This is a genomic window from Pseudomonas sp. PGPR N4, assembly GCF_059693665.1.
Genome location: NZ_JCAUKV010000001.1, coordinates 2,046,078 through 2,062,578, shown reverse-complemented (window position 1 = coordinate 2,062,578; position 16,501 = coordinate 2,046,078). Strand labels below are relative to the sequence as shown.

13 protein-coding genes and 2 tRNA genes are annotated in these 16,501 nt (G+C 63.7%); 11 read left to right on the top strand and 4 right to left on the bottom strand.

Annotated features, from left to right (window positions below; translation table 11 throughout):
• Positions 1 to 81 precede the first annotated feature (81 nt).
• From AC58X1_RS09250 to AC58X1_RS09240, 3 genes are all read left to right on the top strand, one after another.
• A tRNA-Val gene (locus tag AC58X1_RS09250) sits at positions 82 to 157 on the top strand.
• Positions 158 to 170: 13 nt separating this feature from the next.
• Positions 171 to 247 (top strand) — tRNA-Asp (locus tag AC58X1_RS09245).
• A gap of 156 nt (positions 248 to 403) precedes the next feature.
• On the top strand, positions 404 to 2,110 hold the full coding sequence (locus AC58X1_RS09240; RefSeq protein WP_497428727.1) for an Hsp70 family protein: 1,707 nt from the start codon (positions 404 to 406) through the stop codon (positions 2,108 to 2,110).
• Between the two features lie 48 nt (positions 2,111 to 2,158).
• Here AC58X1_RS09240 and AC58X1_RS09235 read toward each other — a convergent pair whose 3' ends face one another.
• From AC58X1_RS09235 to map, 3 genes are all read right to left on the bottom strand, one after another.
• Complete coding sequence (locus AC58X1_RS09235) at positions 2,159 to 4,807, bottom strand: molecular chaperone DnaJ (protein WP_497428726.1); 2,649 nt, start codon at positions 4,805 to 4,807, stop codon at positions 2,159 to 2,161.
• Positions 4,804 to 5,496: a DUF1266 domain-containing protein gene (locus AC58X1_RS09230; RefSeq protein ID WP_497428725.1), complete on the bottom strand. Its 693-nt coding sequence runs from the start codon at positions 5,494 to 5,496 to the stop codon at positions 4,804 to 4,806. Before AC58X1_RS09230 ends, AC58X1_RS09235 begins: the two co-directional genes overlap by 4 nt.
• Positions 5,497 to 5,604: 108 nt before the next feature.
• On the bottom strand, positions 5,605 to 6,396 hold the full coding sequence (gene map, locus AC58X1_RS09225) for a type I methionyl aminopeptidase (RefSeq protein ID WP_497428724.1): 792 nt from the start codon (positions 6,394 to 6,396) through the stop codon (positions 5,605 to 5,607).
• A gap of 426 nt (positions 6,397 to 6,822) precedes the next feature.
• On the opposite strand from map, the gene nirB reads away from it, so the two are divergent.
• From nirB to AC58X1_RS09190, 7 genes are all read left to right on the top strand, one after another.
• The gene (gene nirB, locus AC58X1_RS09220; RefSeq protein WP_497428723.1) at positions 6,823 to 9,375 is read left to right on the top strand and encodes a nitrite reductase large subunit NirB; all 2,553 of its coding nucleotides are present in this window, start codon (positions 6,823 to 6,825) and stop codon (positions 9,373 to 9,375) included.
• Complete coding sequence (nirD, locus tag AC58X1_RS09215) at positions 9,375 to 9,737, top strand: nitrite reductase small subunit NirD (RefSeq protein ID WP_188035388.1); 363 nt, start codon at positions 9,375 to 9,377, stop codon at positions 9,735 to 9,737. The genes nirB and nirD overlap by 1 nt, the downstream gene beginning before the upstream one ends.
• Before the next feature lie 43 nt (positions 9,738 to 9,780).
• Positions 9,781 to 10,713 carry a pca operon transcription factor PcaQ gene (pcaQ, locus tag AC58X1_RS09210; RefSeq protein WP_101321705.1) on the top strand — a complete coding sequence of 311 codons (933 nt, stop codon included), beginning with the start codon at positions 9,781 to 9,783 and terminating at the stop codon, positions 10,711 to 10,713.
• 229 nt (positions 10,714 to 10,942) lie between these two features.
• Positions 10,943 to 11,683, top strand: a complete 741-nt coding sequence (gene bamJ / locus AC58X1_RS09205) for a BamJ family beta-barrel-assembly machinery protein (protein ID WP_101321704.1) — start codon at positions 10,943 to 10,945, stop codon at positions 11,681 to 11,683.
• Positions 11,684 to 11,955: 272 nt separating this feature from the next.
• Positions 11,956 to 12,396: a YkvA family protein gene (locus tag AC58X1_RS09200; protein ID WP_150572540.1), complete on the top strand. Its 441-nt coding sequence runs from the start codon at positions 11,956 to 11,958 to the stop codon at positions 12,394 to 12,396.
• Positions 12,397 to 12,496: 100 nt separating this feature from the next.
• A complete protein-coding gene (locus tag AC58X1_RS09195) occupies positions 12,497 to 12,847 on the top strand; it encodes a helix-turn-helix domain-containing protein (RefSeq protein WP_103438248.1) in 351 nt (116 codons plus the stop codon).
• Positions 12,844 to 13,212 (top strand): hypothetical protein, encoded by a 369-nt coding sequence (locus tag AC58X1_RS09190; protein WP_150572542.1) that lies wholly within the window; start codon positions 12,844 to 12,846, stop codon positions 13,210 to 13,212. Before AC58X1_RS09195 ends, AC58X1_RS09190 begins: the two co-directional genes overlap by 4 nt.
• Before the next feature lie 97 nt (positions 13,213 to 13,309).
• Here the strand turns inward: AC58X1_RS09190 and AC58X1_RS09185 are convergent, their stop codons facing one another.
• Positions 13,310 to 15,391 (bottom strand): carboxy terminal-processing peptidase, encoded by a 2,082-nt coding sequence (locus tag AC58X1_RS09185; RefSeq protein WP_178080788.1) that lies wholly within the window; start codon positions 15,389 to 15,391, stop codon positions 13,310 to 13,312.
• A 141-nt stretch (positions 15,392 to 15,532) separates the two neighbouring features.
• Here AC58X1_RS09185 and AC58X1_RS09180 point away from each other — a divergent pair, with 141 nt between their 5' ends.
• Positions 15,533 to 16,495 (top strand): NAD(P)H-quinone oxidoreductase, encoded by a 963-nt coding sequence (locus AC58X1_RS09180; protein ID WP_150572543.1) that lies wholly within the window; start codon positions 15,533 to 15,535, stop codon positions 16,493 to 16,495.
• The last annotated feature ends 6 nt before the right edge of the window (positions 16,496 to 16,501 follow it).

Here is a 16,501-nt window from a genome sequence, read left to right as displayed (position 1 = left end):
GAAAGGCCTGCAAAATTATTTGAAAAAAGTGCTTGCCAGGGTGGTACGTCCTCCGTAGAATGCGCGCCACACCGAGACGAAGGGTGATTAGCTCAGCCGGGAGAGCATCTGCCTTACAAGCAGAGGGTCGGCGGTTCGATCCCGTCATCACCCACCACTCGATGTATAGCGCAGCGGTAGTTCAGTCGGTTAGAATACCGGCCTGTCACGCCGGGGGTCGCGGGTTCGAGTCCCGTCCGCTGCGCCATATTGAGCTTCAAGGCCCACTGAACACCTTGAAGCAACAGAGAAAGCGACCTTAGGGTCGCTTTTTTTGTTTCTGGCATTGCGTCAGAATGCCTTGTCCGCCGGTCGCGGCCAGCAGGCTGTGCTCCGGCTCTTCATTGCACGCAAGAGACCGACCATGCAGGATGCCAGTACCTCTCCAACGCCCGCCGCTGCGGCGCCCTTGCTCGGTATCGACCTGGGCACCACCAACAGCCTGATCGCCATATGGCAGGATGGCCAAGCCCAACTGATCGCCAATGCCCTCGGCGACGTATTGACGCCATCGGTGGTCAGCCTCGATGACGATGGCAGTATTCTGGTCGGCAAAGCCGCCAAAGCCCGCCTGACCACCCATCCGCTGCGCAGCGCAGCTGCCTTCAAACGGTTCATGGGCAGCGACAAGCGCTTCGAGCTGGGCGAGCATCGCTTCACCCCTGAAGAACTGTCGGCGCTGGTGCTGGGAGCCTTGAAGCAGGATGCCGAAGCGTATCTGGGCTGCCCGGTCAGCGAAGCGGTTATCTCGGTTCCAGCCTATTTCAGTGACGAGCAGCGCAAGCGCACGGTGTTTGCCGCAGAGTTGGCCGGGCTCAAGGTGCAGCGGCTGATCAACGAACCAACCGCAGCAGCCATGGCCTACGGCCTGCACGAACAAAAGTTCGAGCGCACACTGGTGTTCGACCTGGGCGGCGGCACCTTCGATGTGACCGTGCTGGAATACGCGCTGCCGCTGATCGAAGTGCATGCCTCCACCGGTGACAACTATCTGGGCGGTGAAGACTTTACCGATGCATTGTTGCTGGCGTGCCTGCGCGACTGGGGGCTCAAACTCGAACAGCTCGAGCCACAGGCGCTGGCCAGCCTGCACGACGCCATCGACCAGTTCAAACATGCGCTGGGTGAGGGTCAATCGACCTTGACCTGGCAAGGCGACGGCCAGGCGCGTGAGTGGCAGCTCGACGAGCTCAAGCTGCAGGGCATCTGGGCGCCGTTGCTGGCTCGGGTGCGCGCACCGATCGAACAGGCCCTGCGCGATGCGCGCTTGAGCCCCAAGGAGCTCGACAGCCTGGTGCTGGTCGGCGGCGCCACGCGCATGCCGCAGGTGCAGCAGTTGGTGGCCAAGCTGTTTGGCCGGCTGCCGTACCGGCACCTGGACCCAGACACCATCGTCGCCCTTGGCGCCGCCAGCCAGGCGGCTTGCAAGGCACGCGATGCGGCCATCGACGAATTGATCCTGACCGACGTGTGCCCGTATACCCTGGGCATTGCCTCGCAGCGTGGCGAGCAGAGCGCCGGCGCGTTTTCGCCGATCATCGAACGTAATACGGTGATCCCCACCTCACGGGTCGAGCGCTTCTACAGCACCCACCCGGAGCAAAAAACCGTGCGTATCGCGGTATACCAAGGCGAGCGTCCCTGGGTGCGCGACAATATTCTGGTCGACAGTTTCGAGGTCCCGCTGCAGTCGACCGGGCAGATCCAGTCACTGGACGTGCGTTTCAGCTACGACATCAACGGCTTGCTTGAAGTCGATGTGACATTCATCGAAACCGGCCTCAAACACAGCCACAGCATTGACCGCAGCCCGACCGGGCTGGATCAGGACGCGCGCCAGGCCAGCCATGAGCGCTTGTCGCGGCTGAAGATTCACCCACGCGATGCCTTGCCCAACCGCACCTTACTGGCGCGGCTGGAGCGGGCCTGGATGCAGAGCCTGGGCGATGAGCGCGAGCTGATCGGCAGCTGGCTGGATACGTTCAACGGAGTGTTGGCCGGGCAGCAGGCCGGCGAGATCAGCCGCCAGCGCCAGCAATTGAGCCAGGCGCTGGACGAGCTGCGTTACTGACCTTGGCTCGGGCCGCACTGCGGCCCGTTGCCTTGCTCAGGGTGATGGCTAGCCGTTCATCCGGCGCAAGGCCGCCTGCAAACCACCCTCCAGATCGGCCGCCTTGCCCGGCACTGGCCCATAGCGGTTGGGCAGTTTGTCGCCCGGTAGGCTCACCAGTATCAGCGGCACCACCGGCAGCACCCGGCTGAGCACCACAAGCAGGATCAGCACCGGCACGCCCTGGCCAAGATCGCGCAGGCGCCGCAGCATGGCGCTGACCATCAGTAGCACCATCGGCGCTGCCATCGCCGGCAGCAAGGTCATCAGGCTGCCGCAGGCGATCACCGCTAACAGATGCAGGCCGAAGCCCTTGCGGTCGAGGCGGCTGTTGAGCTTCCACACCGCCCACATTGGCTCCGCCACCTGCTTGCTGTTGTTGCGCAGCATGCGCTCGGTCCAGCCCAGCAACGCCATGATCGCGCAGCGCAGGCCGGGGTCGAGGTCGACGTTGTCCTTGGCTTTCTGCAATCTACGCAACAACCGCGTTTTCGGCGGTGCGCAGTCATTGAGCAGGCTGTCGAGGGCATCCAGAGCGTCGTTGAACGGGGCGCTGGCCATCCCTTGTTTACGCAGTAGCTGCCCGCTTGGATGTGTGCACTTGCCGGCCACCAGGCTGCGGCGTAACGGCTCGTACCAGTAGTCCTCGATGTACAGCGCCTCGAGGCGATCGCGCAGGCGGGTGCGCTGGGCTTCGTCGAGGCTGCGATCGTGATAGAGCACGGCGCAGAACAGCATTTTGCCCAGTGGGTAATCGTCGAGCACCGCCGGTTCGTTTTCCAGGCAGGTCAGCAACTGCGCAGCGGTGGGCAGGCGGCTGCTGTCGAGGGCCGTGCGCAGGCTCAGCACGCGGCTGGCGAGCAGGCCTTGCAGCGGCTCGTTGTAGTCCAGCGCGGCCAGCACATCGCTGCTGCCATGCGGCCCGGCGATGGCCTGCAGCAGCGCGCTGTGCAGCGAGGCAAACGGGTGCTCGGCAGGGTAGTGCAGTTGCCCGGGCAGTTGCGGGTCGATCAACGCCAGCCAGCGGCTTGGCTGGTCGAACAGCGCCAGCATGAACAGCTGCTGACGGTGCCAGGCCCACAGTGATTCGCCTGCCGCCGGCGCTGGTAGTGGCGCGCCATGGGCGGCCAGGGCTTCCTGCGTCTGCAGGGCGAACGGCCGGGTGAACATGCGGCGCATGTCGAACTGGCTGTTGAGTTCATGCAGGGCGTGCTCGGGATACACCCGCATACGCCGCAGCCACTCGCGGCAGACCGGGCGGATGGCGTCTTCACTGAGCGCTTCAGGCAACTGTGCGCGTGGATCATTGGCTGCGCAGAGATCTACCAATGCCTGCACCACCGGCGACTGTTCGAGCCAGTGCAGCTGCTGCGCCGCTTGCGCCTGCAAGCCTTCGAGGATCAGATTATCGAGAGTGTCTTCCCGCGCTGGCTCAGCGACTACCAGACGCAGCAGCTCGGCTTCACCGCGTTGCAGGGCCCAGGCCAGCCAGTACAAGCGCTGCAAGTCTGCGTCCGGCTGCTCCTGCAGCAACCAGGCCAGCAACGGCAATTCGTCGTCACCGTCTAGGCGCCAATCGATGAATGTCGCGGCAATGTCGCCCAGTTCAAGCCGCGCCGCTTCGAGCCAGCGCGACAAGGTCTGCGGGCTCTGCGACGGGCTACCCCAGGCCTGCGCCGGGTCGGCGAGGTCGGCCGGCCAGCTGTCGCACGGGGTCTGCAGGTCGAACGCCTGGATCAGCAGCGGCAAGCGCTGCGGCTGGTGCCGTGCGCATAGGTTGAGCAGCCAGCGCTCGGCCTGCGGGTGGCGATGTTCGCGCCACAGCCGCAGCCAGCATTCCAGTGCCTGCTGTTCAGCGCCAAGCGCCTCGGCCTGGCGCGCCAGCAGGTACAGCAGGTCGACATCGTCGGGCGCCTGTTGCAGTTGCTGCTGCACCTGCGCGTGCAGGGTCTGGCTGCCGATCCCGGCCTGGCAGAACTGCACCAGCAGGCGTTGCAGCAGAGCCTCGTCGTTGGGGAAGGCGAGGCAGGTGTGAGCCTGCACGAACTGCTCGTACTCGAACAGCGGGCGCTGATTGAAGCAGTATTCCAGGCTGCGGAAGTACCACAGCGTCTCCAATTGCGCAGCGGGTGGCCAGTCGCGCATCAGGCTGGTATCGAATGGATCGGGTTCGCTCAGGCGCTGGAGGAATGCTTCGACCTCCTGCGGGTCTTGCAGGCGCAGCAACTGTTCAGCCCAACCCAGGCGCTGTGCCAGCAGGCCGGCACAGCGGTGCGAAATCGGCCCGCAGCTGCGCAGTTCATGCAGCAGCTGCCAGCTCAGTTGTTCCAGTTCGTCCAACGGCAGTTCGTCGAGCTCGGCGATGTAGCCCTGCCAAGCGGCGGGATCGAAACGCAGGGTGGGGTCTTCCAGCAACCGGTGAAAACCGCGCAATGCGCCTGACATCTCGTCAGCTCTGGCTTCGGCTTCGACCACTGGCGCGGCGTCGGCCTCGCTTTCACGGGCCAGGCGCAGCGCTTGTTCGTAGGCCTCGCGCAGCGCCTGGAAACCTTGCGGGTCAGTTTCCGGATGATGTGCCGGCAGCAGACCGCGGTAGGCCTGGCGGATCAGATTGAGGTCCTGGGTCGGTTCCAGGCCAAGGCGTATCCAGCAACTCATGACCAGCAGTCCTCTTCCAGCGATGCCGGGCGTTCCGGTTCAGGTAATGGCAGATCCCAGCTGAGGCTGGCCAGCAGCTCGCTGGCACCCAGGCGCAGGTTGAGCAGGATGCAGCGGTTCCAGTGCTCATTGCCCTGGCGTTCGAGTTCGGCGGCGAGTGCCTGGTCGCTGCTGTCAGAGACGTTCCACAGCGCCTTGCCGAACAGGTAGCCGGCCAGGTAGCCGTCCCAGCTGTTGTAGTAATGACGGGCACGCAAGGCCAGGCGGTAATGCAGGTAGAGGCTTTCTTCGGCAGTGATATAGGACTTTTTCAGCCCGGCGCGCAGCAGAAAGCTCATCCGCCCCAGGTCCCAGGCGCGGGTGCCGCCGGGGCCGCAGTCCGGGTAGGTGCGGGCGGCGTACTGGTACTTGATCCGGTCCCGCTCGGGCAGGCGCTCGAGCAGCGCTTGCCATTGGATGGGCAAGCAGCGCTGGAACTGCCAGTAGGCTTCGGACAGCTCGGTGGCGTGGCCGTTGTCAGCCATGCCGAGCATGTCCAGCAACTGCGCACGGTTGCTGATGCCCCACCAGCGTTCGAGGTCGCTCTGGTCGTCGCCCTCGTGATAGTCCGGCGCGGTGTAGCTGGCACCGTTGAGGGCAGCCATCGGTGCGGACAAGGCATGCAGCCAATGCTGCGCGGTTTCTTCCATGACACGGACTCCTGGGCCGGCGCAGAACAGGGATGACGGCCGGCCTTGCGGGTGGCGATTGTAAATAGCGGCCAGCACGGCGGCAAATGGCCTGCTCGGGATGGCGCTTCAGCTGACCGTTTTTCCGGCCAGACGTTCTTCCTCGCGCAGGGTCAGCACTTCATAACCGTCAGCAGTGACCGCAACGGTGTGTTCCCACTGCGCCGACAGCGCGCCGTCGCGGGTGATCACCGTCCAGCCATCTTTCAGCTCGCGGGTGCCGCGCGCGCCCTGGTTGATCATCGGCTCGATGGTGAAGACCATGCCAGGCTTGAGCTTCATGCCCATGCCGCGTTGGCCGAAGTGGAGGATTTCCGGTTTTTCGTGCATCTGCTGGCCGATGCCATGGCCACAGTATTCACGTACTACGCTGTAGCCAGCCGCTTCAGCGGTGCTGTGAATGGCGTGGCCGATGTCGCCCAGAGTGGCCCCCGGGCGAACTTGCTCGATGCCGCGCCAGAGCGCGTCATAAGTGGTTTCTACCAACCGCTCGGCTTCAGCGCTGATCGCGCCGATGCGGTACATCTTCGACGAGTCGGCGATATAACCGCCTTGTTCCAGGGTGATGTCGACGTTGACGATCGAGCCTTCAGCGAGCACTTCGTCAGCCTTGGGCATGCCGTGACAGACGACGTGATCGACCGAAGTGTTCAGCGAATAGGGGAAACCGTATTGGCCCTTGCTGGCCGGCCGGGCGCGCAGGGTCTGGACGATGAACGCCTCGGCGTGGTCGTTGATCTGCATCGTGGTCACGCCGGGGCGGATGAAACCGTCGAGTTCGGCAAACACTTGCGCCAGCAACTGGCCGGCGCGGCGCATCAGGTCGAGTTGTTCGACTGTCTTGAGGATGACTTGGGACATTGGCGCTTCAAAGACCTCGCTTGAATCAGGCTGCAGCATATCCCCATGGCACCCAGCCTTGCCAGCGCAGCGCCGTGCCCCAGGATGGGGACACGTGCACCAAGACGAGTCGAAAATCCACCATAGGCGGCGCATCGACTTTCTCGCCACTACCGTCTGCACCCGCGCCGATCCCTGTAGCGGCCTTGCCGGGGCGCCGGACCGGTCGGAAAGGGCCGCAAAGCGGACCCATGGTTCACCTCAATACCCCAGAACTGGCACAGTCCCTGCTTTGACCCAGCAACAACACGCCCCACTGATCAACGGCGATCAATCAGGGGCCTCACCCAGATGAGAACAGGCAAAGGCGCCTGGAGCTTCGGCTCCAGGCGTTTTTTTTTGTCTTTGCGGCGGCCAACCCCGCCAACCCGTGATCGAGGATCGGCTATGCAGGCAACAGCGAACGGCGGACAACTTCAGCGACTGGTCATCGTCGGCAACGGCATGGTCGGCCATCACTGCGTCGAGCAACTGGTCGAGCGCGGCGCATTGGCGCGCTTCGAGGTGCGCGTATTCGGCGAGGAGCGTCAGCGCGCCTACGATCGCGTACATCTCTCAGAGTACTTCGCCGGCAGCGACAGCGAAGCGCTGGCCATGTGCGAGGCGGATTTCTACGATCGCCACGGCGTGCACCTGCACCTCGGCGAGGGCGTGCTCGAAATCGATCGCGAGCGCTGTGAAGTGGTCACCGCAGAGGGCCGTTATGGCTACGACCAGTTGGTCCTGGCCACCGGCTCTTATCCGTTCGTGCCGCCACTCGAAGGCTCCAGCGGCACGTCGCGGCTGGTCTACCGCACTCTGGATGACCTTGACGCCATTCGCGCCGCCGCCAGCGGCAGCCGCCGGGGTGTGGTGGTCGGTGGCGGCTTGCTGGGCCTCGAGGCGGCCAACGCCTTGAAGTCGCTGGGCCTGGAAGCCCACGTGGTGGAGTTCGCGCCGCGCTTGATGCCGGTGCAGCTCGACAGCGAAGGCGGCGCGGCATTGAAGGCGCAGATCGAGGCGCTGGGCGTGGGGGTGCATGTGTCACGCGCCACCCAGTCGATCAGCACCGGCAGTGAGTACCGCTATCGAATGAATTTCGACGGTGGCGAGTATCTTGAAACCGACCTGGTCGTGTTCTCTGCCGGTATCCGCGCACAAGACGCCCTCGGCCGCGCCTGCGGCCTGGAGATTGGTGCGCGTGGCGGGGTGGCGATCGACCACGATTGCCGCAGCAGCGACCCGCAGATCTTCGCCATCGGCGAGTGCGCCTCGTGGAATGGCAGCGTGTTCGGCCTGGTCGCGCCCGGTTACAGCATGGCGCGCAACCTTGCTGCGCTGTTGCTTGGTGAAACGTCCACCCCGTTCACCGGCGCCGACATGTCAACCAAACTCAAGCTGCTTGGAGTCGATGTCGGCTCGATCGGCGACGCCCACGGCGCGACTCCCGGCGCGCGCAGTTACCGCTTCATCGACGAGGCCAACGCGGCCTATCGCCGGCTGGTGGTCGATGCCAGCGGCAAGCACGTGCTCGGCGCGGTGCTGGTCGGTGACAACAGCTACTACGACACCCTGCTGCAGTACTGCCAGAACGGCATTGCCCTGCCAGCTGATCCGGCCACGCTGATCCTGCCGCAGGGCGGCGGCGCGCCGGCGCTGGGTGCCGATGCCTTGCCCGATACGGCGACCATCTGCTCCTGCCACAACGTCAGCAAGGGCGCGGTCTGTGCGGCGATCGACAGCGGCTGCAGCGACCTCGCCGCGGTCAAGAGTTGCACCAAGGCGGCCAGCGGTTGCGGCGGTTGCGCGGCGCTGCTCAAGCAGGTCTTCGAGCACGAGTTGACTGCCCGTGGGGTCACCGTCGACAAGAGCCTGTGCGAGCACTTCGGCTATACCCGCCAGGAGCTTTATGGGCTGGTCCGGGTCGAGGGCATCCGCACTTTCACTGAGCTGCTCGAGCGTCACGGTAAAGGCCATGTCGGCTGTGACATCTGCAAACCGGCGGTGGGTTCGATCCTGGCCTCGTGCTGGAACCAGCCGATCATGGACGCCGCGCTGGTGCCGCTGCAGGACACCAACGACACCTTCATGGCCAACATGCAGAAAAACGGCACCTACTCGGTGGTGCCGCGCATTCCCGGTGGCGAGATAACACCGGACAAGCTGATCGTGATCGGCCAGGTGGCGAAAAAATACGACCTCTATACCAAGATCACCGGCGGTCAGCGCATCGACCTGTTCGGCGCGCAGTTGCACGAACTGCCGCTGATATGGGGCGAGCTGATCGCTGCAGGCTTCGAGACCGGTCACGCTTATGGCAAGTCGACGCGTACGGTCAAATCCTGCGTCGGCAGCACCTGGTGCCGCTACGGCGTGCAGGACAGCGTGGCCATGGCCCTGCGCCTGGAAGACCGCTACAAGGGCCTGCGCTCGCCGCACAAACTCAAGTTTGCCGTGTCCGGCTGCACCCGCGAGTGCGCCGAGGCGCAGAGCAAGGACATCGGCGTGATCGCCACCGACAAGGGCTGGAACCTCTACGTCTGCGGCAACGGCGGCATGCGCCCGCGGCACGCCGAGCTGTTTGCCACCGACCTCGATGACGACAGCCTGATCCGCATGATCGACCGCGTGCTGATGTTCTACATCCGCACTGCCGACAAGCTGCAGCGCACCTCGGTCTGGCGCGAGGGCCTGGAAGGTGGCCTGGATTACCTCAAGGCGGTGATCCTTGACGACAGCCTGCTGCTTGGCGCCGAGCTCGAAGCGCAGATGCAGCACGTGGTCGATCAGTATGAATGCGAGTGGGCCAACGCCCTCAACGATCCAGAAAAACTCAAACGGTTCCGCACCTTCGTCAACGACCAGCGCGCCGACCCGGACGTGCACTTTGTGCGTGAACGCGAACAACGCCGGCCGGTGGCCGCGCTGCACCTGATCCCAACTGTCGAGGAGGCTGTCTGATGAACTCATGCAATGTCGCAGTAGCGCAACAACCCAGCTGGCAAACGGTTTGCCAGCGCGGCGATCTGGTCGCCGATTCCGGTGTAGTGGTGTGGCTGGACGGCGAGCAGGTGGCGCTGTTCTACCTGCCTGGCCAGGCTCAGCCGCTTTATGCCGTGGCCAATCGCGACCCGCGCTCGGGCGCCAATATCATCGGCCGCGGCCTGATCGGTAGCATCGGTGGCGAGCTGACGGTGGCGGCGCCGTTGTACAAGCAGCACTTCAGCCTGCGCAGCGGGCGCTGCCTGGAAGACCCGCAGCAGGCGCTGCGGACCTGGCCGGTGCGCCTGGCAGGGGAGGCTGTCGAGGTGGCGATGCGCTAAGATGGCTGACCGACGCTGATCGCGGGCAGAGCTGCTCTTACGCATGAATCTCGACACTCGAATCAAGTACCGCCACTTGCTGTGCTTTCTGGAAATCGCCCGCCAGGGCAGCCTGGCGCGTGCGGCCGACGTTCTGGCGATCAGCCAGCCAGCGATTTCCAAGACCCTCAAGGAGCTTGAGCAGTTGCTCGAGACGCGGCTGTTCGAGCGCACTCGGTTGGGCGTCGAGCTGACCACCGCTGGCACGCGCTTCATGCGCTACGCTGGCCCCAGCGTGCAGGCCCTGCGCGATGGCGTGAGCAGTGTGCGCGGCGAGGCGCGGGCGCCGTCGCAGGTGCGCATTGGCGTGCTCTCGACCGTCGAAGGCCTGCTCATGCCGGAGGCGCTGTGCCGCCTGCATCAGCGCCATCAGGCGTTGCTGATCAGCGTGAGCACCGGGGTCAGTGCGCAGTTGCTCGGCCAATTGCGCCTGGGTGAGCTGGAGTTGGTAGTCGGGCGCATGACCGACAGCCCGCAGATTCAGGGCTTGTCATTCGAGCACCTGTACAGCGAATCGATGAGTCTGGTGGTGCGTCCGGGCCATCCGCTGCTGGCGCTACAGCCGCTCGAACGCAGCCGGGTTGGCGACTATCCGCTGGTGTTGCCTCCGCTTGGCACCACCATCCGCCAACACGCCGACAGCCTGTTTGTGCAGTGCGGCATCCACATGCCGGCGCAACGTCTGGAGACCTTGTCGCTGGCGCTGAGCCGGCGCTACCTGCTGGGCAGCGATGCAGTCTGGGTCGCCCCGCGTGACGCGGTGCTGATCGACCTGGGCCGCGGCGAGCTGGTCGAGCTGGACCTTGGCATCTACGAACCGGGTGGCTCGGTGGGCATCTGCCGCAATGCCGCGCTGCCGCAGAGCCTTCCGGCGCAGTGGGTGTGCGAGGTGCTGCGCGAGTTGGCCGGGGAGTACCGCGAAGGGCTTTATCCCTGACGGATCTGTCATGTTTCGCAGGGCAGACATAAATAGCCACAATACCCGCCGCAGGTAGCATCTGGGCTCAATACTGGCCAGTGGCTGCAGCGTTGCCATGAACAACCTTTCACCTACTGAACTTACTGCCCGCAAGCGGCTCCTATGCCGGTAGCCATTGGTAACGACCGCCTGCTAAGCTCGCGGCTTTACCCTGATTGCCCTTATGGCGCATGAACAAGGAACTAGCATGAAACAACATCGTTTGGCGGCTGCGGTTGCCCTGGTAAGTTTGGTTCTGGCGGGCTGCGACGCTCAGACCAGCGACGTCGAGCTGAAAACCCCGGCACAGAAAGCCTCCTACGGTATCGGCCTGAACATGGGCAAGAGCCTGGCTCAGGAAGGCATGGAAGACCTTGATTCGAAAGCAGTCGCCATGGGTATCGATGACGCTGTCAGCAAGAAAGAGCAGCGCATCAAGGATGACGAACTGGTCGAGGCCTTCACCGCGCTGCAAAAGCGTGCCGAGGAGCGCCTGACCAAAGCCAGCGAAGAAGCCGCATCGGCTGGCAAGAAGTTCCTCGAAGAAAACGCCAAGAAGCAGGGCGTCGTGACCACCGCTTCCGGCCTGCAGTACGAAGTCGTGAAGAAAGCCGATGGCCCACAGCCAAAAGCCTCTGACGTTGTGACCGTTCACTACGAAGGCAAGCTGATCGATGGCAAGGTGTTCGACAGCTCGGTCGAGCGCGGCAGCCCGATCGATCTGCCGGTCAGCGGTGTGATCCCAGGTTGGGTCGAAGGCCTGCAATTGATGCACGTCGGTGAGAAGTACAAGCTGTACATCCCGGCTGAGCTGGCTTACGGCGCACAGAGCCCGAGCCCGCTGATCCCGGCCAACTCGGTACTGGTGTTCGACCTGGAACTGCTGGCGATCAAAGATCCGAGCAAGCTCGAAGGCGCCGAGCCGCCAGCCGAAGCTCCGGCTCAGTAAGCCTTAGCGTGTCTACAACGCCCCGTCTCGACGGGGCGTTGTCGTTTTTGCGGGCACCTAGACGAACCTCGGCCGGCATTGCTTGTCCGAGATTGGGTGGCCGGTACATGTCTGCCCAATGACGCAAAACGTTTGCGCAGCTGTCACGATTGGGTAAAAAACGCCCGATCTAAGCGCGACCCTTGCCCTGTCGGCACGGGGCGGCGGAAACTGTGCCCTGTTCACAAGGTTATCCACAATAAATGTGGATAACCTCATCGCCCGGAGGCCCCATGAGTGCACCCTGGAATTTCAGCCGATTTCTGCCCCTCGCCGAGCGCCTGCTCAGCCGTGGCCGGTTGCCGGCGCTGTTGTTTGCGGTCGCGCGCAAAGGTCCCAAGCTTGGCCAACTGCGTGAAGACCTGCGCTTGATGCAGAGCCTGTGCCTGGCCTGGTGGCGCGGCGAGTACCGCGCCATCAGCCCGAAGGCGCTGGTGACCATCGTGGCCGGCCTGCTGTACTTCGTCAGCCCGCTGGATGCGATCCCCGACTGGCTGCTGGGCGTCGGCTTTCTCGATGACATCGCCGTGCTCGGCTGGGTATTGAAGACCGTGACTGACGAATTGGGCCGTTTCAAGGCCTGGCGCGACGCTCAGACGCCAGAGCGTTTGCGCGTGGTAGAGCGCCTGCCAGACACCCCCGAGGCCCTGCGCCTGGAGCGCGGTACGCCTTGAATTCAGCCTGATCCGCGCAGACCCTCGCGCTTGGTCATATAATTGGCATAAAGGTTATGCCTAAGGGCTACATGCAGTAGTCCTACGTGAGGGGTTTGCAATGGAAATTCAGGTCATCAGCCGGGACGATAAGCCCGAATACGCCGTCATTCCCTGGGAGCAGTATCAGGCCCTGCTGGTCGCTGCCGGCCAGGCGCCTGCGTCCAGCCCTGCCAAAGCAGAGCAGACGCTAGCAGAGCCTGCTGCGGCGCCTGCCAGCCTGCCGGCAATCAGCGAGCTGGCCCGCCTGCGTGAAGCTAAGGGCCTGGCCCCTGAAGCGCTGGCGCGCAGCGTCGGCATCAGTCCGGCCTACCTGGCCATGATCGAAGCGGGCGAGCGTGAAGCGGGTGCGCCGATCCTGCGCAGCCTGGCCTGGCACCTGGGTATTGCTGGCTGGAGCGAGCCGTCATGAGCGGCGTCAGGATCAGTCGCCAGCATTGGGATGGGCTGCTCGGCGAGCTGGACATGGCCCGCCGCCAGCGCCACCTGCTGACCTACCGTGCCCTGCTCGAGCGTCTGCAGCTGCCAACCCCGGCCATGCAGACGCTGACCGCGGCGCTGGAGCATCTGGCCGCTATCGACGCACGCGCAGAACAGCCGCTGCGCAGCTCGCTGGTGATCAGCCAGGGCGCTAGCCGCCTGCCGCGTACCGGCTTTTTCGAATGTGCCGAGCGCCTGGGCAGGTTTACCGGGCCGGTCGATGGCATGGAAGCAGCCTCCTGGCACGCCTCGGAAGTGGCCAGGGTATTCGAGCACCCCTATTCAGAAGAAGCCTGAGCGCCGCAGGGCGTTTGCCTGAGCAAACTGCAGACAAAGAAAAGGGGTGGACACCTAGGCGTCCACCCCCTTTTTTGCGACTGGCGTCAGCCGGCGATCACTTCTTGGCTACCGACGAGCTCAGGCTCAGGTAGTCAAGCAGGATACGCCCGGTTTCGGCCAGGTAGGCGTCGTCTTCCGGTTTGGTGTTTTCATCTTCCACCGGTAGCGCGTCTTCGTCTTCTTTCTTCAGTTCCTTGAGCGGCTCTTCACCCTTGGCCTTGCGGCGGATGTTTTCCAGGGCCAGTTGCTTGCCCTCGATCTCATCGTGGCGGGCGCGACGGGTCTGCTCGTTGAGGCTGACGCTCTTCTCGCTCATCAGCTTCTGGCTCAGGGCCAGGCGGTCACGGATGTAGGTGAACTCGGCATCCTTGGCGCTACGGGCGTCGTGGCGGGCCTTCAGCTCGGTGAGGAACGGCTTGAACGGGTCCACGGCAGGCTTGATCGCTGGCTTGATGGTGTCCCATGGCATGGCCTCGGGCAGGGCGCTCTCGCCGATTTCCTTGGTGTCGATGATCGACGGGTAGTCGATATCCGGCAGCACGCCCTGATGCTGGGTGCTCTGCCCGGAAACCCGGTAGAACTTGGCCAGGGTCAGTTTCAGCTCACCATGGTTGAGCGGCTGGATGGTCTGCACGGTGCCTTTGCCGAAGGTCTGGCCACCGATGATCAAGGCGCGGTGGTAGTCCTGCATGGCGCCGGCGAAAATCTCCGAAGCCGAGGCCGAGAGACGGTTGACCAGTAGCGTCAGCGGGCCTTTGTAGAAGGCGCCGCGGTTTTCATCTTCAAGCACATCGACGCGTCCGTCGCTGTTGCGTACCAGCACGGTCGGGCCTTTGTCGATGAACAGGCTGGTCAGCTCGGTGGCTTCCTGCAACGAGCCGCCGCCGTTGTTGCGCAGGTCGATGACCACGCCGTCGACTTTCTCGTTCTGCAGTTCGGTGAGCAGTTTCTTGACGTCGCGCGTGGTGCTCTTGTACTCAGGATCGCCGGCACGGTAGGCCTTGAAATCGAGGTAGAAGGCCGGGATCTCGATGATCCCCAGCTTGTAGTCACGGCCATCCTGCTTGAGCTTGAGCACCGACTTTTTCGCCGCCTGCTCTTCAAGCTTGACTGCTTCGCGGGTGATCGAAACGATTTTGCTGGTCTGGTCGCTCGGCGCATTGCTGGCCGGGATGACTTCAAGACGCACCACCGAACCTTTCGGGCCGCGGATCAGCTTGACCACTTCGTCCAGACGCCAGCCGACCACGTCGACCATTTCCTTGTTGCCCTGGGCCACACCGATGATCTTGTCGGCCGGGGCGACCTGTTTGGTCTTGGCGGCAGGGCCGGCCGGTACCAAACGGACGATCTTGACCTGATCGTTGTCATTCTGCAGCACCGCACCGATGCCTTCGAGCGACAGGCTCATGTTGATGTCGAAGTTTTCGGCGTTGTCCGGCGACAGGTAATTGGTGTGCGGGTCGTAGGACTGGGCGAAGGTGTTGATGTAGGCCTGGAAGATGTCTTCGGCACGGGTCTGGTCAAGCCGCGCAAGTTGGTTCTTGTAGCGCTTGATCAGGGTTTCCTGGATCTGCTTGAAGTCCTTGCCGGCGATCTTCTGGCGCAGCACTTCATCCTTGACCCGTTTGCGCCAGAGGTCGTCCAGCTCGGCGTCGTTTTTCAGCCATGGCGCGTCTTTGCGATCGACCAGCAGCGACTCGTCAACGGTGAAGTCGATCTTGTCGACGCCCTTGTTGAGTTCGGCCAGGGCAAAGTCCAGGCGGGCTTTGACGCGGTTCAAGTAACGCTTGTAGATGGTGAAGCCCGGATCGAGATTGCCGCTCTTGAGGAAATCGTCGAACTGGGTCTTCCACTTGTCGAACTCGGCGATGTCCGAGGCCGTGAAGTAACTGCGCGATGGATCGAGCAGCTTGATGTAGCTGTCGTAGATGATCACCGAACGGGCGTCATCCAGTGGCGGCTTGCTGTAGTGGTGGCGCTTGAGCAGCTCGACCACATTGAGACTGGCAACCACCTCATCCCGGTCTGGCTGCAGGCTTTCCCACTTGTTGGCGGCGGCCGCATTGCCGCCAAGCGTCAGGCTGCCAACGCCAATGAGCAGGGCGAGGGCGGTGCTGGGCAGAAAATGCTTCATGCTGATTCGACGTAAAGGCAATTGATCACGCATAGTAGGCCGTCTATTCCGTTCGCCGGTTCCATGGAGCCGGGCAAATACTGCAAAAAGCCCGGGACAAGGCGATCCCGGGCTCAGTCATGACTCAACTATGGAGGCACTGTGAAGGCATTGCAAGGCGTTGACGGACATGTGGAGTGGGTCGAGGCCGAGCGCCCGACCTGTGATGCCGGCCAGGTACGCATTCGCGTAGCCGCGGCAGGCCTGAATCGGGCGGATATGCTCCAGATCGCGGGCAATTACCCACCGCCGCCGGGCGCCAGCCCGTACCTGGGGCTGGAATGTTCCGGGATCATCAGTGAAGTCGGCCCCGGCACCGACTGGCGCGTCGGCGAGCGCGTCTGTGCGCTGCTGGCGGGCGGTGGCATGGCCGAGGAAGTGGTGGTCGATGCTCGCCACGTGCTGCCGGTGCCCGAGGGCCTGAGCCTGCACGAAGCGGCGGCGATCCCCGAGGTGTATGCCACGGCCTGGCTGAATATCTTCCAGCTCGGCGGGCTCAAGCCTGGGGAAAAGCTGCTGGTACATGCCGGCGCCAGTGGCGTCGGCTCGGCGGCGATTCAACTGTGCAAGGCGCTGGGTAATCCGGTCTGGGTCAGCGTCGGCTCGCCAGAGCGGCTGGCCTACTGCGAGGCGCTGGGCGCTGCCGGTGGGGTGGTGCGCAATGCCAACCTCGATGACCTCAAGCAACTGGGCCCGTTCGACGTGATCCTTGACCCGGTTGGCGCCAGCTACGGCCCGCTCAATGTCGAGCTGCTGGCCCGCGACGGGCGCTGGGTGATGATCGGCTTGATGGGCGGGCGCAAGGTCGAACTGGACCTGGCGCAGATTCTCGGCAAGCGCCTGCAGCTGACCGGCTCGACCTTGCGCAATCGCGATGATGACTTCAAGGCCGAACTGCTCAAGGAGCTCGGCCAGCAGGTCTGGCCGTTGTTCACCGATGGCCGGCTCAAGGCGCAACTGGTGGACACCTATCCGGTCGCGTTCGCCGAGGCCGCCTACGCCGAGCTTGCGACCAATCAGGTCTCCGGCAAGCTGGTGCTGGTGATCGACCAGACGCTGGCCTGAGTCAGC

Coding starts and splice junctions, on each gene's coding strand:
- AC58X1_RS09240 (WP_497428727.1), top strand. CDS start 404: ATGCAGGATGCCAGTACCTCTCCAACGCCCGCCGCTGCGGCGCCCTTG.
- AC58X1_RS09185 (WP_178080788.1), bottom strand. CDS start 15,391: ATGAAGCATTTTCTGCCCAGCACCGCCCTCGCCCTGCTCATTGGCGTT.
- map (WP_497428724.1), bottom strand. CDS start 6,396: ATGTCCCAAGTCATCCTCAAGACAGTCGAACAACTCGACCTGATGCGC.
- AC58X1_RS09190 (WP_150572542.1), top strand. CDS start 12,844: ATGAGCGGCGTCAGGATCAGTCGCCAGCATTGGGATGGGCTGCTCGGC.
- pcaQ (WP_101321705.1), top strand. CDS start 9,781: ATGAATCTCGACACTCGAATCAAGTACCGCCACTTGCTGTGCTTTCTG.
- nirD (WP_188035388.1), top strand. CDS start 9,375: ATGAACTCATGCAATGTCGCAGTAGCGCAACAACCCAGCTGGCAAACG.
- AC58X1_RS09230 (WP_497428725.1), bottom strand. CDS start 5,496: ATGGAAGAAACCGCGCAGCATTGGCTGCATGCCTTGTCCGCACCGATG.
- AC58X1_RS09195 (WP_103438248.1), top strand. CDS start 12,497: ATGGAAATTCAGGTCATCAGCCGGGACGATAAGCCCGAATACGCCGTC.
- nirB (WP_497428723.1), top strand. CDS start 6,823: ATGCAGGCAACAGCGAACGGCGGACAACTTCAGCGACTGGTCATCGTC.
- AC58X1_RS09235 (WP_497428726.1), bottom strand. CDS start 4,807: ATGAGTTGCTGGATACGCCTTGGCCTGGAACCGACCCAGGACCTCAAT.
- AC58X1_RS09200 (WP_150572540.1), top strand. CDS start 11,956: ATGAGTGCACCCTGGAATTTCAGCCGATTTCTGCCCCTCGCCGAGCGC.
- bamJ (WP_101321704.1), top strand. CDS start 10,943: ATGAAACAACATCGTTTGGCGGCTGCGGTTGCCCTGGTAAGTTTGGTT.